Source organism: Thalassotalea sp. Y01, from assembly GCF_012932945.1.
In the GTDB taxonomy this organism is placed as follows: Bacteria; Pseudomonadota; Gammaproteobacteria; order Enterobacterales; family Alteromonadaceae; genus Thalassotalea_A.
In genome coordinates this window covers 37689-59650 of record NZ_JABBXG010000008.1, presented here as the reverse complement: position 1 = coordinate 59650, position 21962 = coordinate 37689, and the positions used below count along the sequence as shown (strand labels likewise).

Annotated in this window: 31 protein-coding genes; all 31 read right to left on the bottom strand. The window is 42.9% G+C overall.

Going from position 1 to position 21962, the window contains the following annotated elements; genetic code table 11:
* Positions 1 to 81 precede the first annotated feature (81 nt).
* The 31 genes from rplQ to uvrA all read right to left on the bottom strand — a co-directional run bounded on the left by rplQ (position 82) and on the right by uvrA (position 21889).
* Positions 82 to 486 carry a 50S ribosomal protein L17 gene (gene rplQ / locus HII16_RS12420; RefSeq protein WP_135438187.1) on the bottom strand — a complete coding sequence of 135 codons (405 nt, stop codon included), beginning with the start codon at positions 484 to 486 and terminating at the stop codon, positions 82 to 84.
* A 41-nt stretch (positions 487 to 527) separates the two neighbouring features.
* The gene (rpoA, locus tag HII16_RS12415; protein WP_135438188.1) at positions 528 to 1517 is read right to left on the bottom strand and encodes a DNA-directed RNA polymerase subunit alpha; all 990 of its coding nucleotides are present in this window, start codon (positions 1515 to 1517) and stop codon (positions 528 to 530) included.
* 25 nt (positions 1518 to 1542) lie between these two features.
* Positions 1543 to 2163, bottom strand: a complete 621-nt coding sequence (gene rpsD, locus HII16_RS12410) for a 30S ribosomal protein S4 (RefSeq protein WP_135438189.1) — start codon at positions 2161 to 2163, stop codon at positions 1543 to 1545.
* A 22-nt stretch (positions 2164 to 2185) separates the two neighbouring features.
* On the bottom strand, positions 2186 to 2575 hold the full coding sequence (gene rpsK, locus HII16_RS12405; RefSeq protein WP_135438190.1) for a 30S ribosomal protein S11: 390 nt from the start codon (positions 2573 to 2575) through the stop codon (positions 2186 to 2188).
* Between the two features lie 16 nt (positions 2576 to 2591).
* A complete protein-coding gene (gene rpsM, locus HII16_RS12400) occupies positions 2592 to 2948 on the bottom strand; it encodes a 30S ribosomal protein S13 (RefSeq protein ID WP_135438191.1) in 357 nt (118 codons plus the stop codon).
* A 147-nt stretch (positions 2949 to 3095) separates the two neighbouring features.
* Positions 3096 to 3212 carry a 50S ribosomal protein L36 gene (rpmJ, locus tag HII16_RS12395; RefSeq protein WP_074496180.1) on the bottom strand — a complete coding sequence of 39 codons (117 nt, stop codon included), beginning with the start codon at positions 3210 to 3212 and terminating at the stop codon, positions 3096 to 3098.
* Positions 3213 to 3229: 17 nt separating this feature from the next.
* The gene (secY, locus tag HII16_RS12390; protein WP_135438192.1) at positions 3230 to 4555 is read right to left on the bottom strand and encodes a preprotein translocase subunit SecY; all 1326 of its coding nucleotides are present in this window, start codon (positions 4553 to 4555) and stop codon (positions 3230 to 3232) included.
* Positions 4556 to 4562: 7 nt separating this feature from the next.
* Positions 4563 to 4997 (bottom strand): 50S ribosomal protein L15, encoded by a 435-nt coding sequence (gene rplO, locus HII16_RS12385; RefSeq protein WP_135438193.1) that lies wholly within the window; start codon positions 4995 to 4997, stop codon positions 4563 to 4565.
* Positions 4998 to 5000: 3 nt separating this feature from the next.
* Positions 5001 to 5180, bottom strand: coding sequence for a 50S ribosomal protein L30 (gene rpmD, locus HII16_RS12380; RefSeq protein WP_135438194.1), 180 nt, complete (start codon positions 5178 to 5180; stop codon positions 5001 to 5003).
* 6 nt (positions 5181 to 5186) lie between these two features.
* On the bottom strand, positions 5187 to 5690 hold the full coding sequence (gene rpsE / locus HII16_RS12375) for a 30S ribosomal protein S5 (protein WP_135438195.1): 504 nt from the start codon (positions 5688 to 5690) through the stop codon (positions 5187 to 5189).
* 9 nt (positions 5691 to 5699) lie between these two features.
* Complete coding sequence (gene rplR, locus HII16_RS12370; RefSeq protein ID WP_135438196.1) at positions 5700 to 6050, bottom strand: 50S ribosomal protein L18; 351 nt, start codon at positions 6048 to 6050, stop codon at positions 5700 to 5702.
* A 9-nt stretch (positions 6051 to 6059) separates the two neighbouring features.
* Complete coding sequence (gene rplF / locus HII16_RS12365) at positions 6060 to 6593, bottom strand: 50S ribosomal protein L6 (protein WP_169130525.1); 534 nt, start codon at positions 6591 to 6593, stop codon at positions 6060 to 6062.
* Positions 6594 to 6604: 11 nt separating this feature from the next.
* Entirely contained in the window at positions 6605 to 6997 is a 393-nt protein-coding gene (rpsH, locus tag HII16_RS12360; protein ID WP_135438198.1) for a 30S ribosomal protein S8, read from the bottom strand.
* Positions 6998 to 7007: 10 nt separating this feature from the next.
* Positions 7008 to 7313 carry a 30S ribosomal protein S14 gene (gene rpsN, locus HII16_RS12355; RefSeq protein ID WP_135438199.1) on the bottom strand — a complete coding sequence of 102 codons (306 nt, stop codon included), beginning with the start codon at positions 7311 to 7313 and terminating at the stop codon, positions 7008 to 7010.
* A gap of 11 nt (positions 7314 to 7324) precedes the next feature.
* Entirely contained in the window at positions 7325 to 7864 is a 540-nt protein-coding gene (gene rplE, locus HII16_RS12350; RefSeq protein ID WP_169130523.1) for a 50S ribosomal protein L5, read from the bottom strand.
* A gap of 13 nt (positions 7865 to 7877) precedes the next feature.
* Positions 7878 to 8192 carry a 50S ribosomal protein L24 gene (rplX, locus tag HII16_RS12345; protein ID WP_135438201.1) on the bottom strand — a complete coding sequence of 105 codons (315 nt, stop codon included), beginning with the start codon at positions 8190 to 8192 and terminating at the stop codon, positions 7878 to 7880.
* An 11-nt stretch (positions 8193 to 8203) separates the two neighbouring features.
* Positions 8204 to 8572, bottom strand: a complete 369-nt coding sequence (rplN, locus tag HII16_RS12340; protein ID WP_135438202.1) for a 50S ribosomal protein L14 — start codon at positions 8570 to 8572, stop codon at positions 8204 to 8206.
* A 398-nt stretch (positions 8573 to 8970) separates the two neighbouring features.
* Entirely contained in the window at positions 8971 to 10902 is a 1932-nt protein-coding gene (locus HII16_RS12335) for a bifunctional diguanylate cyclase/phosphodiesterase (RefSeq protein ID WP_169130521.1), read from the bottom strand.
* 119 nt (positions 10903 to 11021) lie between these two features.
* Positions 11022 to 12836: a DUF3857 domain-containing protein gene (locus tag HII16_RS12330; protein ID WP_169130519.1), complete on the bottom strand. Its 1815-nt coding sequence runs from the start codon at positions 12834 to 12836 to the stop codon at positions 11022 to 11024.
* A gap of 677 nt (positions 12837 to 13513) precedes the next feature.
* Positions 13514 to 13762: a 30S ribosomal protein S17 gene (gene rpsQ, locus HII16_RS12325; protein WP_135438205.1), complete on the bottom strand. Its 249-nt coding sequence runs from the start codon at positions 13760 to 13762 to the stop codon at positions 13514 to 13516.
* On the bottom strand, positions 13762 to 13953 hold the full coding sequence (gene rpmC, locus HII16_RS12320; protein WP_135438206.1) for a 50S ribosomal protein L29: 192 nt from the start codon (positions 13951 to 13953) through the stop codon (positions 13762 to 13764). The genes rpsQ and rpmC overlap by 1 nt, the downstream gene beginning before the upstream one ends.
* Positions 13953 to 14366: a 50S ribosomal protein L16 gene (rplP, locus tag HII16_RS12315; protein WP_135438207.1), complete on the bottom strand. Its 414-nt coding sequence runs from the start codon at positions 14364 to 14366 to the stop codon at positions 13953 to 13955. The genes rpmC and rplP overlap by 1 nt, the downstream gene beginning before the upstream one ends.
* Positions 14367 to 14377: 11 nt before the next feature.
* The gene (gene rpsC / locus HII16_RS12310) at positions 14378 to 15073 is read right to left on the bottom strand and encodes a 30S ribosomal protein S3 (RefSeq protein WP_135438208.1); all 696 of its coding nucleotides are present in this window, start codon (positions 15071 to 15073) and stop codon (positions 14378 to 14380) included.
* Between the two features lie 11 nt (positions 15074 to 15084).
* Positions 15085 to 15417: a 50S ribosomal protein L22 gene (gene rplV, locus HII16_RS12305; RefSeq protein WP_135438209.1), complete on the bottom strand. Its 333-nt coding sequence runs from the start codon at positions 15415 to 15417 to the stop codon at positions 15085 to 15087.
* A gap of 11 nt (positions 15418 to 15428) precedes the next feature.
* Positions 15429 to 15707 carry a 30S ribosomal protein S19 gene (gene rpsS, locus HII16_RS12300; protein WP_135438210.1) on the bottom strand — a complete coding sequence of 93 codons (279 nt, stop codon included), beginning with the start codon at positions 15705 to 15707 and terminating at the stop codon, positions 15429 to 15431.
* A gap of 29 nt (positions 15708 to 15736) precedes the next feature.
* Positions 15737 to 16561, bottom strand: coding sequence for a 50S ribosomal protein L2 (gene rplB / locus HII16_RS12295; protein WP_135438211.1), 825 nt, complete (start codon positions 16559 to 16561; stop codon positions 15737 to 15739).
* 11 nt (positions 16562 to 16572) lie between these two features.
* Positions 16573 to 16875: a 50S ribosomal protein L23 gene (gene rplW / locus HII16_RS12290; RefSeq protein ID WP_135438212.1), complete on the bottom strand. Its 303-nt coding sequence runs from the start codon at positions 16873 to 16875 to the stop codon at positions 16573 to 16575.
* Positions 16872 to 17477 carry a 50S ribosomal protein L4 gene (gene rplD, locus HII16_RS12285; protein ID WP_135438213.1) on the bottom strand — a complete coding sequence of 202 codons (606 nt, stop codon included), beginning with the start codon at positions 17475 to 17477 and terminating at the stop codon, positions 16872 to 16874. Before rplD ends, rplW begins: the two co-directional genes overlap by 4 nt.
* Positions 17478 to 17494: 17 nt before the next feature.
* Positions 17495 to 18127, bottom strand: coding sequence for a 50S ribosomal protein L3 (rplC, locus tag HII16_RS12280; protein ID WP_135438214.1), 633 nt, complete (start codon positions 18125 to 18127; stop codon positions 17495 to 17497).
* A gap of 16 nt (positions 18128 to 18143) precedes the next feature.
* Complete coding sequence (gene rpsJ, locus HII16_RS12275) at positions 18144 to 18455, bottom strand: 30S ribosomal protein S10 (RefSeq protein WP_044833274.1); 312 nt, start codon at positions 18453 to 18455, stop codon at positions 18144 to 18146.
* Between the two features lie 611 nt (positions 18456 to 19066).
* Positions 19067 to 21889: an excinuclease ABC subunit UvrA gene (gene uvrA, locus HII16_RS12270; RefSeq protein ID WP_169130517.1), complete on the bottom strand. Its 2823-nt coding sequence runs from the start codon at positions 21887 to 21889 to the stop codon at positions 19067 to 19069.
* Between the last annotated feature and the right edge of the window lie 73 nt (positions 21890 to 21962).

The following is a 21962-nucleotide window of genomic DNA, read 5'->3' as shown; positions in this document are numbered from 1 at the left end:
GCAGTCCCAAGGGCGTAGGCATGGATGCCGGATATAAAAAAAGGAACCCGAAGGTTCCTTTTTTGTAAATCAATAAATTGATTATGCTTCAGCTGAAGTCTCTTCTACTTCAACAGTTTCTTCAACTGCTGGTAGATCAACTAGCTGGATGTAAGCCATAGGAGCTTTATCACCAGTACGGAAACCGCATTTAAGAATGCGAGTGTAACCACCTGGACGTTCTTGGTAACGAGGACCAAGTTCGTTGAATAAAAGACCTACTACTTCTTGATCGCGTGTACGAGCAAACGCTAAACGACGGTTTGCAACGCTGTCAGTTTTTGCCAAAGTGATTAATGGCTCAACAACGCGACGTAATTCTTTAGCTTTAGCAACGGTAGTTTTGATAGTACCGTGCTTAACTAGAGAGCTTGCCATATTGCGGAACATCGCCTGACGATGACTGCTATTACGGTTTAACTGGCGACCGCTTTTACGATGGCGCATAAGTTAATCCTTCTTCTCTATAAACTATTAATGTGATCGACTTAGTCGTTATCAGCAATGCTAGCTGGTGGCCAGTTTTCTAGGCGCATGCCTAGAGATAAGCCACGAGATGCTAGAACATCTTTGATTTCAGTTAAAGACTTCTTACCTAAATTAGGTGTTTTAAGAAGCTCAACCTCTGCACGTTGTACTAAGTCACCAATATACTGAATCGCTTCTGCTTTTAGACAGTTAGCTGAACGAACTGTTAATTCTAGATCGTCAACTGGACGCAGAAGAATAGGATCAAACGCAGGTTTTTCTTCCTTAACTTCTTCTTCTTTAACGTCACGTAAGTCAACAAATGCATCTAGTTGCTCAGCAAGAATTGTTGATGCACGACGGATAGCTTCTTCAGGATCTAACGTACCGTTAGTTTCCATGTCGATAACTAGCTTATCCAAGTCAGTGCGTTGCTCAACACGTGCTGAATCAACATCATAAGCAATTCTATGAACAGGACTGAAAGAAGCGTCAACTAGCAAGCGGCCAATTGCGCGCTCTTCCTCTTCGGCGTTGCGACGAGTAGATGCTGGAACGTAACCACGACCCATTTCTACTTTAATGCGCATGCTGATAGAACCGTCACCAGTAAGAGTACAGATAACATGTTCTGGATTAGCGATAGTAACATCGCCATCGTGTTGGATATCAGCTGCCGTAACAGGGCCTTCACCCGACTTAGTTAAAGTTAAAACTGCTTCAGTTTTGCCTTCTAAACCTACCGCCAAACCTTTTAGATTCAACAAGATCTCGATGATGTCCTCTTGAACACCTTCTTTAGAGCTGTATTCATGCAATACACCGTCAATTTCTACTTCTGTCACTGCGCAACCAGGCATAGATGACAAAAGGATACGACGTAGTGCGTTACCTAAAGTATGACCAAAACCACGTTCAAGTGGTTCTAAAGTTACCTTAGCACGAGTGTCAGATACGTTTTCAATACCTACCAACTTCGGCTTAAGGAATTCGGTTACAGAACCCTGCATTATTGTCCTCTCTTAAAGTTCAGCTTTATTTCGAGTAAAGCTCGACAATCAACTGTTCGTTGATTTCGGCTGATAGGTCAGAACGGTCAGGTAGACGTTTAAACGTACCTTCCATTTTCTTACCATCAACTTCAACCCAGACTGGTTTCTCACGTTGATCAGCGATTTCAAGTGCAGCAACAATACGCGCTTGAGATTTCGCTTTTTCACGAATTGAGATCACATCGTCTGCTTTAACAGCGAAAGATGGAATGTTAACAACTTGACCGTTAACTACGATAGCTTTGTGGCTAACTAGTTGACGAGCTTCAGCGCGAGTTGACGCATAACCCATACGGTAAACAACGTTGTCTAAACGCTTTTCTAAAAGCTGTAACAAGTTTTCACCTGTGTTACCTTTTAGACGAGCAGCTTCTTTATAGTAATTACGGAACTGTTTCTCAAGAACACCGTAGATACGACGAACTTTTTGCTTCTCACGAAGCTGAACACCATAGTCAGATAAACGACCGCGACGCGCGCCGTGCTGACCAGGAATAGTTTCGATTTTACATTTAGTATCGATCGCGCGAACACCAGACTTAAGGAATAAGTCAGTACCTTCACGACGGCTAAGCTTAAGCTTAGGACCTAAATATCTTGCCATTTTCTTTCTCCAACTATCCTAATTAAACGCGACGTTTCTTAGGAGGACGACAACCATTATGAGGAATAGGTGTCACGTCAGTAATGTTGGTGATTTTAAAACCAGCAGCATTTAAAGCACGGATTGCAGATTCACGACCTGGACCCGGACCCTTAACGAACACTTCAATATTCTTCAAACCAAACTCTTGTGCTACTTTACCAGCACGATCAGCAGCAACCTGTGCAGCGAATGGAGTAGATTTACGTGAACCACGGAAACCTGAACCACCTGCAGTTGCCCAAGATAACGCATTACCTTGACGATCTGTAAGAGTTACGATTGTGTTGTTGAAAGAAGCATGGATATGAGCCATGCCATCAGCAACTTGTTTTTTCACGCGCTTACGAGCGCGAGTTGGTGTTTTAGCCATGTCTAATTACCTCGATCTACTTTTTAATCGGCTTACGAGGACCTTTACGAGTGCGCGCATTAGTTTTAGTGCGTTGCCCACGTAGAGGAAGACTGCGACGATGGCGTAAACCACGATAACAGCCAAGGTCCATCAGACGCTTGATGTTCATTGAAATTTCACGACGTAAATCACCTTCTACGGTAAATTTAGCCACTTCTGCGCGAAGCAAATCGATTTGAGCTTCGTCTAGTTCACTGATCTTAGTATCTTCAGCAATACCTGCGCCTGAACAAATTGCCTTTGCTCGTGTTGCGCCGATGCCGTAGATTGCAGTAATGGCGATTACTGCGTGCTTACGATCAGGGATGTTAATGCCAGCTATACGGGCCACTAACACATCTCCTATAAATTAGGGTTAAAAGAAAACCGGTTGAAAAGCCCGTAAGGATACTCAACCAGCAACATTTTTGCAATATAAAGTGTCACAAATTGCATTATATTACAACCTGTGACACTTGAATAAAAGATTAACCGAGAATTAACCTTGACGTTGTTTGTGTTTAGGGTCGGTCTTGCAAATTACACGAACGACACCAGCACGTTTAACAACTTTACAGTTACGGCAAATCTTTTTAACGGATGCACGAACTTTCATTTTATACTCCGTTGGTCTTATCGACCATAGCCTTTAAGATTGGCTTTCTTCAGTACGCTGTCATATTGATGAGACATCAAATGAGTTTGTACTTGCGCCATAAAGTCCATGATAACAACTACTATAATTAGTAGAGACGTTCCACCGAAGTAGAATTGTACGTCCATGAATATCATCATAAACTCAGGAACCAAACAAATTAAAGTAATGTATAGTGCACCTGCCAGAGTAAGGCGGGTCATTACTTTATCAATATACCTAGAGGTTTGCTCACCAGGGCGAATGCCTGGGATAAACGCACCAGATTTCTTCAAATTATCTGCTGTTTCACGCGGGTTGAAAACAAGAGCCGTGTAGAAAAAGCAGAAAAAGATTATTGCTGCAGCATATAGCATTACATACAAAGGTTGACCTGGAGACATCGCTAGAGAAATCTCTTGCAAGAAGTCAGCAACCGGGCCTGTACCTTGTCCGAACCAACTTGCGATGGTTCCAGGGAACAAGATAATACTTGAAGCAAAGATAGGTGGGATTACACCCGCCATATTTACTTTCAATGGTAAATGCGTGCTTTGTGCGGCAAACACCTTACGACCTTGTTGGCGTTTGGCGTAGTTTACCACAATGCGGCGTTGGCCGCGCTCTACAAATACCACAAACCAGGTTACAACAGCAACGATACCACCAATAAACAATAATGCTAGTGGGTGCAGTTCACCTTGACGCGCCATTTCAGCAGTTTGACCAACTGCAGATGGCATGCCTGCAACAATACCAGCGAAAATTAAGATTGAGATACCGTTACCAATTCCGCGCTCAGTAATCTGTTCACCTAACCACATTAAGAACATGGTACCGGTTACTAGAGATACTACCGCAGTAAAGTAGAAACCAAATCCTGTGTTAACCACAAGACCAGGCATCATACCAGGTAAACTTTTCGCAATCGCAATTGACTGAACTGTTGCCAGAAGCAGTGTGCCGTAGCGAGTGTATTGACTGATCTTACGACGTCCAGCTTCACCCTCTTTTTTCAATTCCATCATGCTCGGTACGACGTGAGTCGAAATTTGCATGATAATCGAGGCTGAGATGTACGGCATAATACCAAGAGCCAATACAGAGGCTCGCTCAAGTGCACCACCAGAGAACATGTTAAACATTTCTACAATGGTGCCCTTTTGTTGATCAAACAACTGAGCTAGTACAGCGGCGTCAATACCAGGGATTGGTACAAATGAACCTAAACGGAACACGATAAGTGCGCCGAGTACGAACAACAATCTTTGCTTCAGCTCAGACAAACCGCCTGCGCCTTTATTTTCCATTCCTGGTGTAGCCATTTTAGTACTATTCCTCTACTGTACCACCGGCAGCTTCAATCGCTGCACGTGCACCTTTAGTTACTGCTAGGCCACGAACCGTAATCTTACGGTTAATCTCACCAGACAACATGATCTTTGCAGTTTCCATGTTGCGAGAGATGATGCCTGCTTCTTTTAGCGCGTGAATGTCAACAACATCTGCAGTCATAGTATTCAATTCGTGTAAACGTACTTCAGCGCGAACTAAAGACTTACGAGAAGTGAAACCAAACTTAGGCAAACGTTGCTTAAGTGGCATCTGACCACCTTCAAAACCTACGCGTATGCCACCGCCAGAACGAGACTTCTGACCTTTGTGACCACGACCACCGGTTTTACCTAGGCCAGAACCAATACCACGACCAACACGTTTCTTAGCTGATTTAGAACCAGGTGCAGGGGATAATGTGTTTAAATGCATTGTTTAGTCCTCCACCTTAATCATGTAATGAACTTTGTTGATCATACCACGTACTGATGGAGTATCTTCTAACTCTACAGTATGATTGATACGACGTAAACCTAAACCTTTCAAAGTCGCACGGTGCGTCGGAAGACGACCAATTGAGCTTTTAACTTGAGTTACTTTAACAGTCTTAGCCATTGTTCATTACCCCAGTATTTCAGTAACGTTTAGACCACGCTTAGCTGCAACAGACTCTGGCGATTTCATGTTTGCCAGAGCGCCGATAGTAGCGCGAACAACGTTAATTGGGTTAGTAGAACCGTATGCTTTTGACAATACGTTCTGTACGCCCGCAACTTCTAGTACTGCACGCATCGCACCACCGGCGATGATACCTGTACCTTCAGCGGCAGGTTGCATGTAAACTTTAGAACCTGAGTGCTTACCTTTAACAGCATGCTGCAAGGTAGTACCTTTAAGGTCTACGTTTACGATATTACGGCGAGCCTTTTCCATTGCTTTTTGGATTGCAGCAGGAACTTCACGCGCCTTACCGTAACCAAAACCAACACGGCCGTTACCGTCACCAACGACAGTTAGTGCAGTGAAGCTGAAGATACGACCACCTTTAACCACTTTTGATACGCGGTTAACAGCGATTAGCTTTTCAGCGAATTCACTTTGTTGTGTGTTTTCTACATTAGCCATTATCTACTCCTAGAATTTAAGGCCAGCTTCACGAGCTGCTTCAGCTAGAGCTTCAACTCGACCGTGGTATAAGAAACCCGAACGATCGAAAGCAACTGATTCAATGCCTTTGGCAGCAGCGCGTTCTGCGATAGTTTTACCTACAGCAGCAGCGGCGTCTTTATTGCCAGTAGCTTTAACTTGCTCACGTACTTCTTTATCTAAAGTAGATGCAGAAGCAAGTACTTCAGATGTAGCACTGATTAGCTGAGCATAAATGTGACGAGGAGTACGGTGTACAACTAAGCGATTCGCACCCAACTCGCTGATTTTTGCGCGCGTGCGTTTTGCACGACGTAAACGAGATGTTTTCTTATCCATTGTATTACCCTACTTCTTCTTAGCTTCTTTACGACGAACAACTTCATCGCTATAACGAATACCTTTACCTTTATAAGGCTCTGGCTTACGGTAAGCGCGAATGTTCGCAGCAACTTGACCAATCACCTGCTTATCAGCACCCGTAAGTACGATTTCAGTTTGACTAGGAGTTTCACACTTAACACCTGCTGGGATAGTGTGCTCTACTGGGTGAGAGAAACCTAAAGATAGGTTTAAGTTCTGACCAGCAGCTTTTGCACGGTAACCAACACCGTTAAGAATAAGACGTTTTTCGAAGCCTTCGCTCACACCAACAACCATACTGTTGATTAGTGCACGAGCAGTACCGGCTTGCATCCAAGCAGCTTTGCTTTCTGTAGCTACACCAGTCTTGATTGAGTTTTCTTCTTGAGAAACTGCAACAAGAGCATTGATAGAGCGAGAAAGTTCGCCTTTAGGACCTTTAACTGTGATCTCTTGACCAGATAACGTAACAGTAACGCCAGCAGGTACAGCCACAGGTGCTTTTGCAACACGAGACATATTCTTGCTCCTTACGCTACGATACCGATGATCTCACCGCCTAAACCTGCATTACGTGCAGCGCGGTCAGTCATAAGACCTTTAGAAGTTGAAACAATCGCAATACCAAGACCAGCTAGAACTTGTGGAAGATCATTGCTGCCTTTGTATACACGAAGACCAGGACGTGAAACACGCTTGATCGTTTCGATAACTTCTTTACCTTCGAAGTACTTCAAAGTAACAGATAATTCCGGCTTTTTGCCGTCCATTACGTTAAAGTCGTTAATGTAACCTTCTTCTTTAAGCAAGTTTGCAATAGCAACTTTCAGCTTTGAAGATGGCATAGTTACCGCAACCTTAGTTGCAGATTGACCGTTACGGATGCGTGTGAACATATCCGCGATAGGATCAGTCATCATAATCGCTTACTCCTTACCAACTTGCTTTCTTAAGACCAGGTACTTCACCACGCATGGTTGCTTCACGTAACTTGATACGGCTTAAGCCGAACTTACGTAAGTAACCGTGTGGACGACCAGTAACTGTACAACGGTTACGTTGACGGCTGCTGCTCGAGTCACGTGGTAGAGACTGAAGTTTCAATACTGCATCCCAACGCTCTTCGTCAGTAGACTCAGGGCTAGAGATGATATCTTTTAGTGCACGACGCTTTTCAGCGTACTGGGCAACTAATTTTGCACGTTTAGCTTCACGTGCTTTCATTGATGATTTAGCCATTACTCTACACCTTATTTCTTAAACGGGAAGTTAAAGGCAGTCAGCAAAGCACGACCTTCCGCATCGGAACCCGCAGTGGTAGTGATAGTGATATCCATACCGCGAATTTTATCTACTTTATCGTAGTCGATTTCAGGAAATATGATTTGCTCACGCACACCCATGCTGTAATTACCACGGCCGTCGAACGATTTAGGGTTCAAGCCACGGAAGTCACGGATACGAGGAACTGAAATTGAGATTAAGCGCTCAAAGAAGTCCCACATGCGCTCGCCGCGTAGAGTTACTTTTGCACCAATTGGGTAGCCTTCACGGATCTTAAAGCCAGCAACAGATTTGCGTGCTTTAGTCACTAGAGGCTTTTGACCCGAGATTGCAGCAAGATCAGCAGTAGCGTTGTCTAGCACTTTCTTATCAGAAATAGCTTCACCAACACCCATGTTTAATGTGATCTTCTCAATTCGAGGGACTTGCATGACACTTTTGTATCCGAACTCTTTGGTCAGTTCAGTAACAACGGTATCTTTGTAAAAATCATGCAGTTTCGCCATCGTTTACTCCAAATTAAACTAATTCGTTATTAGACTTGAAGAAACGAACTTTTTTGCCGTCTTCAACTCTAAAACCAACACGATCAGCCTTACCAGTGGCAGGGTTTTTGATCGCAACGTTTGAAACGTCGATAGCAGCTTCTTTCTCAACGATACCACCGGCTTGCTGTAACTGAGGTACAGGCTTTTGGTGTTTCTTGATTAAGTTGATGCCTTCAACGAAAACTTTTCCTTCAGCTGTTAGAACTTTGGTGACTTTGCCACTTTTGCCCTTATCTTTACCAGCTAGGATTACTACCTCGTCATTTTGACGAATTTTAGAGGCCATTTTCAGACTCCTTAAAGTACTTCTGGTGCAAGTGATACGATCTTCATGAACTGTTCAGTTCGAAGTTCACGTGTCACCGGCCCGAAAATACGAGTACCAATTGGTTGTAAGTTGGTATTCAACATTACAGCCGCGTTACCATCGAAACGGATGGCTGAACCATCTGGACGACGAACGCCTTTTCTAGTGCGCACCACTACAGCGTTTAGTACATCACCTTTCTTCACTTTACCGCGAGGAATAGCTTCTTTTACAGAAACCTTAATGATGTCACCAATGCCAGCATAGCGACGGTGCGAGCCACCTAGAACCTTTATACACTGCACGCGTCGAGCGCCGCTGTTATCAGCAACGTCTAGCTGTGATTGCATTTGGATCATTTTATGTGCTCCGCTTATGTTAAAATTCAAGGCTAAAAAATCTAGCCCTTCACTGCCTTAAAATCCATACACTTAGAGTGAATGGGCGCGAGATTATAACACTACGACAGAAAAAGTGGTACTTTATTTAAACAAAAAGTTTATGGGTACTGTTTAAGTTAATAAGATGTTAATGGTAATGTAGGTTAACCGCTTGATTTTGGTCGATTTTAACTCAAAAAAACGATTACAAACTGTTACCAAAATAAGGCTTTTATCACCGCCAAATCGTTAACATATTGTTAATCCAGTTAGCTTAGATGTTAATGACGGGCGATATCCGGGTTAAACAGGCCTTTGAAAACACAAAAAAGGCTCATTTAGAGCCTTTTTTATCAATAAAAATAATTAAAAATTTATTATTTTTCGCTGGCAGCGACAATACTCTCTTGTCTCTTTGCCATTATGTGGCGTACAAAGTCATCATGCTTTATCGCTGGTGACCAATGATAACCTTGAGCATAATCACAATTTAACAATACTAGGGTGTCTAATACGCTTTGGCTTTCGACCCCTTCTGCTACCAACTTAATATTTAAACGTTTGGCAATATCCGTGATGGCTTTAACAATGGCTAAATCATCTTCGCTCTTGTCTAGGTCCATAATGTATTCGCGGTCAATTTTAATGGCATGAACGTTCAAACGTTTAATGTATGCCAAGTTTGAGTAACCTTTACCAAAGTCATCAATTGATAACTTCACACCAGAACGCTTTAATGACTGAATATTACGGGTAAGCGCTTCACTTTGTTCAATCAATACGTTTTCGGTAATTTCAAGTTCAAGGAACTCCGGTAATAACCTGTATCGATTTAATAGCAACATAACTTGGTTGGAAAAATCTGGGGAATAGAATTGAATCGGTGACACGTTGACCGAGACACTGTAATCGATAAAACCCATTTCATGCCATTTGGCGCAATGTTTAATCGACGTCTCTAAGACAAAGTGGCCTAAACGATTAATCAAACCCGATTTCTCTGCCAAAGGTATAAATACTTCTGGGCTGATAAAGCCCTTCTCTTGGTGTTGCCAACGCAATAACGCTTCGGCGCCGATAATTTGATTTTGTTGGATATCGATTTTTGGTTGATAGTACAACTCTAACGCATCGGCCTTAATAGCTTTGCGCAAGTCTTCCAACAGTGAGAAGTCTTCTTGAGCATCAACGATCATTTCATCATCTATCAAACTGATTCGATTACGGCCCAATTTCTTCGCCTGATACAGGGCAATATCGGCATACTTAAGTGCGGTATCAAAATCAGCGGCATGATCTGGGGCGATAGCAATACCGATAGAGCAGCTTACTGATAGTTCATAGTTTTTAATTTTTAGCGCTTGATTTAACAATTCACCAAGGCGCTCACTTTGATTAATGACATCGTCGGTATTGGAAAAATCATTAAGCAACACCAAAAACTCGTCTCCACCAAGACGATATACACTGCCATATCCGCCAATCATGCCAGCAATGCGACGAGCAATAAGGATCAAAAACTCATCGCCTATTTGGTGCCCTAAAGAATCATTGATTGATTTAAAATCATCTAAATCAATAAACAGCAAAGCGGTTTTACTGCCATTTTTATTGCCTGTTTCTACATATTGGTCGAATATTCTGCGCGCCATTACTCGGTTAGGTAAACCAGTCAAAGCATCCTGATACACTAATTTTTGCACTTCACGTTTTGATTTATTTAACTCTTCGTTTTGATCGACTAAATCAGAAATCAATTTTTTAATGCCCTGAGCACCTATGAAAGTCGAGATAAAGATGACCAGTAACAGCAAATTTATGATTGTTGCAGATTCTAAATTAATAGATGAATCGTAGTTGAGGTAAATCTCATTTACATTAACGTAGGCATTGGCGAATATCAGGCCGACAATAAACAAAAATATACCCGTGACAAGTTTGGTCGATGCCAAGACGGTGGCAAATATCAAGATCATTGGAAAGGCAAACATCACTTCATCGCGAATACCACCATAGCGCCACATTAAATATGTCGCCAAGATAGTATGACAAAGAATCAATACCGTTGTCGCGGCGTTAATGTGATTATCTTTAAGCTTCCAATAGGCACCTGCGAGTATCAACAATACGGCGCTAAGAATACCTGCTAATTCAAAACTGCTATTAAATAGCTGGATGATGATGGCGAGAAATAACGCCACCTCAGAAACGATAAAAACTTGGAGAGCTTTTTCTTTACGGTATGATTTACCAAAATCTTCAATATTGTCGATATCGATATCGACCGAAGGGTTTACTTTTGAAAGCATTGTTTGCGGCTATTATTCTGATTATTGTCAAAACAGCGTAGCATAACAGGCTTTATGTGATCTAGCGTTGAACCTCGTCCATTAAAGCACTTACAGGTAAACTACTGAATCATATGCAATTATTTTTCACTACCGGAGGTGACCTGATAATTTAGTGGAATTGCACGGTTTTGTTCAATGATTGGAACAAACTCGCGTTGCATATTAACCATCTTCGCAGCGCAGTTATTGGCAGGGCCTGTATTCTTAAAGCGGCGGTTTACTTCAATGAAACGGGCTCGATGAGTATACAGTGTGCCGTAAAAGATATTATGTTCATTGATGATCACCTGAGTCGGAAATTCCTCAACCTCAATGTTCTCAGGCAAAATCAGAATCAATGTATCGTCTAGCATGCCATTTATACAAGATAGATAGTTGGTGACAACTTCTTGGTCTGGGAAATACAGTAAATCTTCTAGATTACTTAGACGCTCCCAAAGCGGCGCATAGTCAATGTAGCCATTTTGATTCAAATCGACAAAGCCTTGCTTTTTATATTCAAACTTATAGACGTAAGTTGCTTCGCGCGGGCTCGGATCATTGGTCAATTTTGACACCTCCCCTTTACTATCCCCCCAGGAAAGTAAATCGGCAAAACGTTGGACTTGCTGCTCAGTTGTTAATTGCCTATGTATTTGACGGGCATCGATGGCGTTATAACCATGATGTTCAAAATAAAACGTGCCTGATAAATCGCCCTGCTCTGAAATACGCCCAGTAAAACGCAATCTTTGGCCATTATCACGATGATGAGGCAACGGCGTATATTTAAAATCCTGTTTATAGTTGCTCACCAATACCGGTTTACTGGTTAAGTTTTTCGCCAACAATTCAAAAGGCATGATATCATTGGTGCTATCAACAAATATTTGCCACTCTGGTAAATAGGTAATGACATGATTAAAGGCCGACGCCACCGGTGTGTGTGGTAACGAATAAAAGTTGCCATCGTGAACCAGCACCATATGACTGGTTATATTTTTCGCCTGCAGCAAATCCTCATACAGACTCGCATGGTCTTTACAATCACCATAACCTGAATCAATTATTTCCGTCGTCGGGCGCGGAGTAAATCCACCGAGTGTCAAGCAGTTGTCGGCAACATAATCTATATTGTCTGACACCCAGTTATACAGTAACTTGGCTTGCAATTTTTTATCGCTCGTCTGCGCTGTTATGCGTTGTGCAAGGTCAACAACCTGCTTATCTAGAGAGGTTGGTTTTTGTAATTGCTGAGAAAACGCCGCAACGTACTTTTCATAGTTAATGAAGCTGCTGATCATAATACCGACTTCAGTATTACTATTGGCAATCGAGAAATCATTGCGCTCGCTTTCAAAAGGAGAGTAATTGCTGTAGTGAATATTAATTCGATGCGCGCCATTGATTTGTTCAGTAGTGGCATTAACATCGTTAAGCTGGGTGTAGTAATTCATATCACGAGGCAAGGTAACCGTCATATGAACATCTTTATAGCCTGCATTAGCGTGAAACTTTTGCTCTAGTGAAAAGTGCTGATCAAATAGGGCAACTTTATCGGCTTGGCTCGTCCTTAAGTAGATGCCATCGCCAACTTCAAGCTGCTCAAAATCAAAGTTCACTTGCATCTTTGTGGTAAGGATTGGCTTGTTTGATAACGGACTTTGCACCGGTGAAAACAGCACTTGTTCATCACGCAGATTTATCTGCTCACCCGTTTTCTTAATAATACGGGCATCAATCACCGCAAACTGTTGCACATCATTGAGATATTCTAGGGTATAGGAACGTAATTTGTTTACACCTGACTCGGTTAACGCCTTTATAAAATATTCGTCGTTTTTAGTTATCCGATAATCATCACCAATTTGATAATCAACATTATAAATCTCGTAGCGCGTATCGATATCCATAATGATATCCCTTTGCGGTATAACAATGTCTGCCCTGACAGGCACAGTTAAGACCATCAGTACAAGCAAAGAGATGTAAATAGATAGTTGTTTCGACAATTTCATATGAGTCCGTTCGATACCAGTACATACTAACTGCTCTAGAGTAACCTATTTCTGTTGCAGCGCAAAACCGCAGATTAAAGTTAATAAATGTGTGCGTCTGTGTTGATAGCGTTGTGATTAAATTTAGCGACTCAACATCATGCTAGATGAATACATAGAAGTTAGATGTGTAGGTGGATGTATGTTCGAGGTGAATACACGGATGTATGAAATAAAAAATCTCATGGAGAGATTTTTCTTTTCGCAGCTACCCTGCATCATGCGGGGTGAATACACGGATGTATGAAATAAAAAATCTCATGGAGAGATTTTTCTTTGCGCAGCTACCCTGCATCATGCGGGGTGAATACACGGATGTATGAAATAAAAAATCTCATGGAGAGATTTTTCTTTGCGCAGCTACCCTGCATCATGCGGGGTGAATACACGGATGTATGAAATAAAAAATATCATAGAGAGATTTTTCTTTGCGCAGCTACCCTGCATCATGCGGGGTGAATACACGGATGTATGAAATAAAAAGGGCTCCACTAGGGAGCCCTTTTTTATTCTTTAAGTACAATCGTGTGAGATTATGCTTTGCTTACTACATCAACCAAAGTCCAAGACTTTGATTTTGAAATAGGAGCACATTCACGGATTGTTACTACATCACCTTCGCTACATACGTTGGTTTCATCATGTGCTTTCAACTTAGTTGAACGGATCATGAATTTACCGTAGATAGGGTGCTTAACACGACGCTCGATCAGTACAGTGATAGACTTGTCCATTTTGTTACTGACAACGGTGCCTTGTAGAGTACGAATACTTTCGCTCATTATGAAGCCGCCTTCTGATTTAGGATTGTCTTAACACGTGCGATATCGCGACGTACGTTACGTAGTAAATGCGTTTGAGCTAGCTGACCAGTGCTTGCTTGCATGCGGTAGTTAAACTGTTCACGCAATAGACTTAGCAATTCAGTATTAAGCTCTTCAATGCTTTTATCTTTTAGTTCACTAGCTTTCATTACATTACCTTACGAGTTACGAAAGTTGTTTTGAAAGGAAGTTTAGCAGCTGCTAATGCAAATGCTTCACGTGCTAGCTCTTCGCTTACACCTTCCATTTCATAAAGAACGCGACCAGGTTGGATTTGACAAACCCAATACTCAACGCCACCTTTACCTTTACCCATACGAACCTCAAGAGGTTTCTTGGTAATTGGCTTATCAGGGAAAACTCGAATCCAAATTTTACCTTGACGTTTAACGTGACGAGTCATCGCACGACGAGCTGCTTCGATTTGACGAGCAGTCATACGACCACGCTCAACAGATTTCAAACCGAACGAACCGAAGTTTACAGTGCTACCAGTGTGAGCAAGACCACGGTTACGCAGTTTCATCTGCTTGCGGAATTTAGTACGTTTTGGTTGTAACATGAGTTATTTCCTTACTTACTGCTCTTGCCTTTGCCTTTTCTCTTCGGCTTAGCTGGTGCTTCTGCCTGTAGAGGCATACCACCGATAACTTCACCTTTGAAGATCCAGACTTTAACACCAATAACACCATAGGTAGTGTCAGCACGAGCGGTTGCGTAATCGATATCAGCACGCAAAGTGTGTAATGGTACACGACCTTCACGATACCACTCAGCACGTGCGATATCCGCACCACCAAGACGACCACTAACCTGTACTTTGATACCCTTGGCACCTAGACGCATAGCGTTCTGTACGGCACGCTTCATAGCACGACGGAACATAACACGACGCTCTAATTGGCTCGCGATGCTGTCAGCTACTAGTTGCGCATCCATTTCTGGCTTGCGAACTTCAGCGATGTTAATTTGCGCAGGAACACCAGCGATTAGAGAAACTTTCTTACGAAGTTTTTCTACGTCTTCGCCTTTCTTACCAATCACAACACCAGGACGTGCAGTGTGGATAGTAACGCGAATAGACTTAGCTGGACGCTCAATAACAATTTTCGATAATGATGCACGCTTTAACTCTTCAGTAAGGTAAGCACGAACTTCGTGATCACCTTTGATGTTAGCGGCATACTCTTTAGTATTTGCATACCAAGTAGACGCGAAAGGTTTCGTGATACCTAAGCGAATACCGGTAGGATGTACTTTCTGACCCATTCGAATATCTCCTAGCTATCAGATACAACCACAGTAATGTGGCTAGTACGCTTAAGGATACGATCCGCGCGACCTTTCGCACGAGGTTTAATACGCTTCATTGTTGGACCATCGTCAACCATGATGGTTTTAACGATTAGTTCATCAATGTCTGCACCTTCATTGTGTTCAGCGTTAGCGATTGCACTGTTAAGTACTTTCTTCACTAGATCTGCAGCAGACTTGTTGCTGTATTCTAGGATTTCAAGTGCTTTTTCAACGTGTAAACCGCGGATTTGGTCAACGACCAAACGAGCTTTTTGAGCTGAACCACGGGCAAATTTATGTTTAGCGATAGCTTCCATTTAATTTCCCCTTATCTTTTCTTCGCTTTCTTATCAGCAGCGTGGCCGCGATAAGTACGAGTAGGTGCAAATTCACCCAGTTTGTGACCAATCATTTCATCGGTAACGAAAACTGGAACGTGTTGACGGCCATTATGGACAGCAATGGTCAATCCGATCATATTAGGTATGATCATTGAGCGACGAGACCAAGTTTTAATAGGTTTCTTGTTCCCGCTTTCCAGAGCTTTCTCTACCTTCGTTAACAAGTGCAGGTCAATAAAAGGACCTTTCTTGAGAGAACGTGGCATGGTAATTCCTCTTTAATTAAAAATTAGTACTACTTAGTACGACGACGTACGATGAACTTGTCAGTACGCTTGTTCTTACGAGTCTTGTAGCCTTTAGTAGGTACGCCCCATGGAGATACAGGGTGACGACCACCAGAAGTACGACCTTCACCACCACCGTGTGGGTGATCTACCGGGTTCATAGCAACACCACGAACAGTTGGACGAACACCACGCCAGCGAGAAGCACCCGCTTTACCTAGTGAACGCAACATGTGTTCTGCGTTACCAATTTCACCTAGAGTCGCACGACACTCAGCTTCAATTTTACGCATTTCGCCAGAGCGAAGACGTAAAGTGACGTAAGCGCCATCTTTTGCTACTAACTGTGCGTAAGTACCCGCAGCACGAGCGATTTGTGCGCCTTTACCAGGCTTAAGCTCGATACCGTGAATAACAGAACCTAGTGGCACGTTACGTAGTGGCAAAGTGTTACCAGTTTTGATCGGCGCATCAGCACCAGATTGAACTGCATCACCAGCTTTAAGGCCCTTAGGAGCCAAGATGTAACGACGCTCACCGTCTGCGTATAGCACTAGTGCAATGTTAGCACTACGGTTTGGATCATATTCCAAACGCTCTACTTTTGCAGGGATGCCATCTTTAGTACGCTTAAAGTCGATTACACGATAGTGTTGCTTGTGACCACCACCAACGTGACGAACAGTAATGCGACCGGTATTGTTACGACCACCAGACTTAGAGTTTTTCTCTAATAGAGGTGCGTAAGGCTTACCTTTGTACAACTCAGGGTTAACCACTTTAACAACGTGGCGACGACCCGGAGAAGTAGGTTTACATTTAACAATAGCCATTACTAATTCTCCTATTGCTCAGCGCCAACGAAGTCGATGTCGCTGCCTTCTTTAAGAGTAACGTAAGCTTTTTTCCAATCGCTACGACGACCAACACGCATACCAGTGCGCTTGGTTTTACCCTTAACATTTAGAGTGCGAACACCAGATACTTCAACTTCGAAAAGTTGCTCAACGGCAGCTTTGATTTCTGCTTTAGTTGCATCAGTAGCTACTTTGAAAACAACAGTGTTGTTTGCTTCAGCAGCGACAGTTGCTTTTTCAGAAATGTTTGGTGCCAATAACACCTTCAACAAACGTTCTTCGTTTATCATGCTAACATCTCCTCAATTTGCTTAACTGCAGCTTCAGTAACCAAAACTTTCTCGAAACCTACTAGGCTTACCGGATCAATTGCAGCTACGTCACGAACGTCAACTTTGTACAAGTTGCGAGCTGACAAGAATAGGTTTTCGTTAACTTCTTCAGTTACGATCAACACATCTTTAAGCTCAAGTTCTTTTAACTTAGCTACCAATTCTTTAGTCTTTGGCGTTTCTACCGAAAAATCTTTAACTACAACTAGACGTTCTTGACGTACTAGTTCAGAAAGGATGCTTTGAATCGCACCACGATACATTTTACGGTTAACTTTTTGGCTGTGATCTTGTGGACGAGCGGCGAATGTTACACCACCAGCGCGCCAGATTGGACCACGACTTGTACCAGCACGTGCACGGCCAGTACCTTTTTGACGCCATGGCTTTTTGCCACCGCCACTAACTTCAGAACGAGTCTTTTGCTTAACTGTACCTTGACGAGCACCTGCTGCATAAGCAACAACTACTTGGTGTACAAGAGCTTCGTTAAACTCACGTCCGAAGGTAGCTTCAGACACTTCAAGAGCGCCAGACGCGTCTTTTAATGCTAATTCCATCACTAATCTCCTGGACGTTATGCTTTAACAGCTGGTTTAACGATAACGTTGCCATTAACAGCACCTGGAAGGGCACCCTTAATAAGTAGCAAGTTACGTTCAGCGTCAACGCGAACTAGTTCAAGGTTCTGAGTAGTAACTTTCTCAGCACCCATGTGGCCAGACATTTTTTTGCCTTTAAATACTCGACCAGGTGTTTGACACTGACCGATTGAACCATTTGAACGGTGAGAGATAGAGTTACCGTGAGTAGCATCTTGCATGCGGAAATTCCAGCGCTTGATACCACCTTGGAAACCTTTACCTTTTGAAGTACCAGTAACGTCAACAAGTTTTGTTTCGTTTAATACTTCAACAGTTAACTCACTGCCTGCTTCGAAATCTTGACCGTCAACTAGACGGAATTCCCACAAACCACGACCAGCTTCAACGCCGGCTTTAGCGAAGTGACCCGCCATAGGCTTGTTTACACGGTTAGCTTTCTTAGCACCAGTGGTAACTTGAATAGCGCGATAACCATCGTTTTCAAGAGTTTTAACTTGAGCAACGCGGTTCGCTTCAACTTCTACGACTGTAACTGGAATTGAAACGCCATCTTCAGTGAAGACACGAGTCATACCAACTTTACGTCCGACTAAACCAATAGTCATAGTTGTAATCCCCTTATTAACCCAAGCTGATTTGAACGTCTACGCCAGCTGCAAGATCAAGACGCATAAGAGCATCTACAGTCTTCTCAGTTGGTTCAACGATATCAATCATACGCTTGTGAGTACGGATTTCGTACTGATCACGAGCGTCTTTGTTTACGTGTGGAGAAATCAAAACTGTGAAACGCTCTTTGCGAGTAGGAAGTGGAATAGGACCACGAACCTGAGCACCAGTGCGCTTAGCAGTATCTACGATTTCAGCGGTTGATTGATCAATCAATCGATGATCGAACGCTTTCAAACGAATGCGAATTCTTTGATTTGACATGTAATCAAATCCCCAATATTAAAAAAAGAACGAACAAAGTACGACTCATCTCCATCTTATTGAGATGGGGAGCGTACCGCTTATTTTTCATTCGACTCCAAATCGGAGTCGCTGTTGGCCTTACTAAAACCCGTATAAATACTGGCTTGCGAGGCAAAACCCCTTAACCAATTTGGCTAAGGTCGGCGTATTATACTGAAATCAAGGTTTATTGCAAGGTGAATTTATAACCTATTGCCAATTAAATTGTATGCATTTTGTTAATGGGATTAACACTAACCCTGCTCTCCGTCACAGATAGGAAACGTTCAACCATGAACCTATCTGCATTCGTACTTCCGTGTACGTAATCTCGGCGAAGGCCGTGATCTTCTGCAGTGTCGAAGTGGCTCCATTATATGCACACTATTACGACACGAGCTCCCATCCAAAAGCTTGATGGGATGACGGTGTATATTATTAAAGTAAGTAATGGGTTTCGAAGTGAATCCATTATATGCACACTTATACGACACAAGGTCCCATCCAAAAGCTTGATGGAATGACGGAGAGCAAGTTCGAAAATAGTGAATGTAAAGAAAACAAACGCCAGCGTCAGCTGGCGTTTTCGGTTACAGAAGTGGTTTCAAGAACCTCGCGGTATGCGACACGGTATCTTTGGCGACATCTTCCGGCGTGCCGGTAACGAGAATTTCGCCACCACCGGAACCGCCTTCTGGGCCTAAATCGACAATCCAGTCCGCGGTTTTAACCACATCTAAGTTATGCTCAATGATCACAACGGTATTACCATGGTCACGCAGACGGTGTAATACCGCGAGTAATTGCTTAATGTCGTGAAAGTGTAAACCTGTCGTCGGCTCATCTAATATATATAAGGTTTTACCAGTATCACGTTTTGATAATTCCTTAGATAGCTTAACTCGTTGTGCCTCACCACCGGATAAGGTTGTTGCCGACTGCCCTAACTTAATATAAGACAAGCCAACATCCATTAGAGTTTGCAACTTACGTTTCACTGCCGGGATGGCATGAAAGAAATCAAATGCATCTTCAATGGTCATATCCAATACTTCATGGATATTCTTGCCTTTATAACGTATCTCTAATGTTTCACGGTTATAGCGCTTACCTTTACAAACATCACAAGGTACATACACATCCGGTAAAAAGTGCATTTCAACTTTAATAACACCGTCGCCCTGACATGCTTCACAACGGCCACCTTTGACATTAAAGCTAAAGCGTCCTGGTTTATAACCGCGAGAACGTGCTTCTTGCGTTGCCGAAAAGATGTCACGAATATTGGTGAAAATCCCAGTATAGGTGGCTGGGTTTGACCTTGGTGTACGCCCAATCGGACTTTGGTCGATATCAATCACCTTATCTAGGTGCTCAAGACCTTCAATTGATTTATAAGGTGAAGGTTCATCTAAAGTTGCCTTGTTTAGTTCAAGGTGAGATATCTTATATAAGGTGTCGTTGATCAAGGTTGACTTACCTGAGCCCGATACACCAGTGACACAGGTCATCAATCCAACCGGTATGGTCAAGTCGACATTCTTCAGGTTATTACCCGTCGCTCCAGTTAACTTAACTACCGTATCTTTGTTAAATTTGCTGCGTTTTTTCGGTATTTCTATTTTTTCGACACCGCTTAAATACTTACCGGTAAGTGAGTGTTCACTGGCTAGTATCTCCTCAATCGACCCTTCGGCAACAACTTCGCCGCCATGTACTCCGGCCCCAGGGCCTATATCAATGACGTGATCGGCCTCTTTTATCGCATCTTCATCATGCTCAACGACGATTACCGTATTGCCTAAATCACGCAAATGTACCAAGGTGTTTAGCAAGCGCTCATTATCTCTCTGGTGTAAGCCAATAGACGGCTCATCCAATACGTACATAACACCGACCAAACCGGCACCAATTTGTGATGCCAAACGAATACGTTGCGCCTCACCACCGGATAAGGTGTCGGCGCTGCGCGATAATGTCAGATAATTAAGGCCAACGTTGACCAAAAATCCTAAACGGTCATTGATCTCTTTTAAGATCTTTTCGGCAATCTTACCGCGCTGACCAGCCAAATTAAGACCTTGAAAAAAGTTGGCTGATTCGGCAATCGAATATTCAACGATGTCATGCAAAGGTTTGTTATCAACAAACACGTTACGAGCTTCTAGGCGCAGCCTTGAGCCATGACAACTTGGACAGTCTTGGTTATTTAAGTATTTGGATAACTCTTCACGAACGGCATTTGACTCGGTTTCACGGTAACGCCTATCCATGTTGACTAAAATCCCTTCAAATGGATGTTTACGAACGACAATATCACCACGGTCATTCATATATTTAAATTCTATTTCAGTGCGACCACTGCCACGTAAAATGATGTTTTGAACATCATCATCAAGTGCGGCAAATGGCGTATTCAAATCAAAGCCAAAATGGTCCGCCAATGAGGTAAGCATTTGGAAATAATAAAAGTTACGCTTATCCCAGCCGCGAATCGCACCACCAGCCAAGCTTAATTCATCATTACTGATCACCCGTGCCGGATCGAAGAACTGTTTATGGCCTAAGCCATCACAACTTTGACACGCGCCTGCTGGATTATTAAAGGAGAATAATTTCGGTTCAGGTTTTGCCATTGAGTAGCCACATTGTGGGCAGGCAAAATTTGCTGAAAACAACAATTCGCCTCTTTCGGGTTCGTCCATAAAACCAATAGCTGCAATACCATCGGTAAGGGATAGCGCCGTTTCAAAAGACTCCGCTAAACGAGTTTGGATATCATCTCGCACTTTTAACCGATCGACGACCACTTCAATGGTGTGCTTTTTATGTAGGTCAAGGGTTGGTGGATCCGACAGGTCACATACTTCACCATCAATACGTGCTCGTATATAACCTTGCGCAGCTAAGTTATCTAATAGCTTGACGTGCTCACCTTTACGATCGACAACCACAGGAGCGAGCAACATCACTTTACTGCCCTCTTCTAGCTCGAGCACTTTATCAACCATTTGACTAATGGTTTGCGCGGTTAATGGCTCAGCATGGGTTGGGCAACGCGGCTCACCAACACGGGCAAACAACAGACGCAAGTAATCGTAAATCTCGGTAATGGTACCAACAGTCGAACGAGGGTTATGGGAAGTTGATTTTTGTTCAATAGAAATAGCCGGTGATAAACCTTCAATGTGATCGACATCCGGTTTTTCCATCAGCGACAAGAACTGGCGTGCATAAGCCGACAGTGACTCAACATAACGACGTTGGCCTTCCGCATATAAGGTATCAAACGCCAGCGACGATTTACCCGAGCCAGATAAGCCGGTTATGACAATTAACTTATCGCGTGGGATATCTAAATCAATATTTTTTAAGTTATGGGTACGCGCACCACGAACTTCAATTTGCTTCATGCCTAATCCTGAGAGACGTTGTCGAGAGAAACCAAACAACAAAAACGACAATCATAAATTATGGCATAAAAAC

Excerpts from the sequence above, each read along its gene's own strand:
- rplX (WP_135438201.1), bottom strand. The coding sequence starts at position 8,192 with ATGGCCTCTAAAATTCGTCAAAATGACGAGGTAGTAATCCTAGCTGGT.
- rpsN (WP_135438199.1), bottom strand. The coding sequence starts at position 7,313 with ATGGCTAAATCATCAATGAAAGCACGTGAAGCTAAACGTGCAAAATTA.
- HII16_RS12330 (WP_169130519.1), bottom strand. The coding sequence starts at position 12,836 with ATGGATATCGATACGCGCTACGAGATTTATAATGTTGATTATCAAATT.
- rpoA (WP_135438188.1), bottom strand. The coding sequence starts at position 1,517 with ATGCAGGGTTCTGTAACCGAATTCCTTAAGCCGAAGTTGGTAGGTATT.
- rplP (WP_135438207.1), bottom strand. The coding sequence starts at position 14,366 with ATGTTACAACCAAAACGTACTAAATTCCGCAAGCAGATGAAACTGCGT.
- rplB (WP_135438211.1), bottom strand. The coding sequence starts at position 16,561 with ATGGCTATTGTTAAATGTAAACCTACTTCTCCGGGTCGTCGCCACGTT.
- rplC (WP_135438214.1), bottom strand. The coding sequence starts at position 18,127 with ATGACTATTGGTTTAGTCGGACGTAAAGTTGGTATGACTCGTGTCTTC.
- rplQ (WP_135438187.1), bottom strand. The coding sequence starts at position 486 with ATGCGCCATCGTAAAAGCGGTCGCCAGTTAAACCGTAATAGCAGTCAT.
- rpsK (WP_135438190.1), bottom strand. The coding sequence starts at position 2,575 with ATGGCTAAAACACCAACTCGCGCTCGTAAGCGCGTGAAAAAACAAGTT.
- rpsQ (WP_135438205.1), bottom strand. The coding sequence starts at position 13,762 with ATGAGCGAAAGTATTCGTACTCTACAAGGCACCGTTGTCAGTAACAAA.
- rplD (WP_135438213.1), bottom strand. The coding sequence starts at position 17,477 with ATGGAATTAGCATTAAAAGACGCGTCTGGCGCTCTTGAAGTGTCTGAA.
- secY (WP_135438192.1), bottom strand. The coding sequence starts at position 4,555 with ATGGCTACACCAGGAATGGAAAATAAAGGCGCAGGCGGTTTGTCTGAG.
- rplO (WP_135438193.1), bottom strand. The coding sequence starts at position 4,997 with ATGCATTTAAACACATTATCCCCTGCACCTGGTTCTAAATCAGCTAAG.
- rpsE (WP_135438195.1), bottom strand. The coding sequence starts at position 5,690 with ATGGCTAATGTAGAAAACACACAACAAAGTGAATTCGCTGAAAAGCTA.
- rpsD (WP_135438189.1), bottom strand. The coding sequence starts at position 2,163 with ATGGCAAGATATTTAGGTCCTAAGCTTAAGCTTAGCCGTCGTGAAGGT.
- rplW (WP_135438212.1), bottom strand. The coding sequence starts at position 16,875 with ATGATAAACGAAGAACGTTTGTTGAAGGTGTTATTGGCACCAAACATT.
- rpmJ (WP_074496180.1), bottom strand. The coding sequence starts at position 3,212 with ATGAAAGTTCGTGCATCCGTTAAAAAGATTTGCCGTAACTGTAAAGTT.
- rpsS (WP_135438210.1), bottom strand. The coding sequence starts at position 15,707 with ATGCCACGTTCTCTCAAGAAAGGTCCTTTTATTGACCTGCACTTGTTA.
- rplN (WP_135438202.1), bottom strand. The coding sequence starts at position 8,572 with ATGATCCAAATGCAATCACAGCTAGACGTTGCTGATAACAGCGGCGCT.
- HII16_RS12335 (WP_169130521.1), bottom strand. The coding sequence starts at position 10,902 with ATGCTTTCAAAAGTAAACCCTTCGGTCGATATCGATATCGACAATATT.
- uvrA (WP_169130517.1), bottom strand. The coding sequence starts at position 21,889 with ATGAAGCAAATTGAAGTTCGTGGTGCGCGTACCCATAACTTAAAAAAT.
- rpmC (WP_135438206.1), bottom strand. The coding sequence starts at position 13,953 with ATGAAAGCTAGTGAACTAAAAGATAAAAGCATTGAAGAGCTTAATACT.
- rpmD (WP_135438194.1), bottom strand. The coding sequence starts at position 5,180 with ATGGCTAAGACTGTTAAAGTAACTCAAGTTAAAAGCTCAATTGGTCGT.
- rpsJ (WP_044833274.1), bottom strand. The coding sequence starts at position 18,455 with ATGTCAAATCAAAGAATTCGCATTCGTTTGAAAGCGTTCGATCATCGA.
- rplE (WP_169130523.1), bottom strand. The coding sequence starts at position 7,864 with ATGGCGAAACTGCATGATTTTTACAAAGATACCGTTGTTACTGAACTG.
- rplR (WP_135438196.1), bottom strand. The coding sequence starts at position 6,050 with ATGGATAAGAAAACATCTCGTTTACGTCGTGCAAAACGCACGCGCGCA.
- rpsC (WP_135438208.1), bottom strand. The coding sequence starts at position 15,073 with ATGGGTCAGAAAGTACATCCTACCGGTATTCGCTTAGGTATCACGAAA.
- rplF (WP_169130525.1), bottom strand. The coding sequence starts at position 6,593 with ATGTCTCGTGTTGCAAAAGCACCTGTGGCTGTACCTGCTGGCGTTACT.
- rplV (WP_135438209.1), bottom strand. The coding sequence starts at position 15,417 with ATGGAAGCTATCGCTAAACATAAATTTGCCCGTGGTTCAGCTCAAAAA.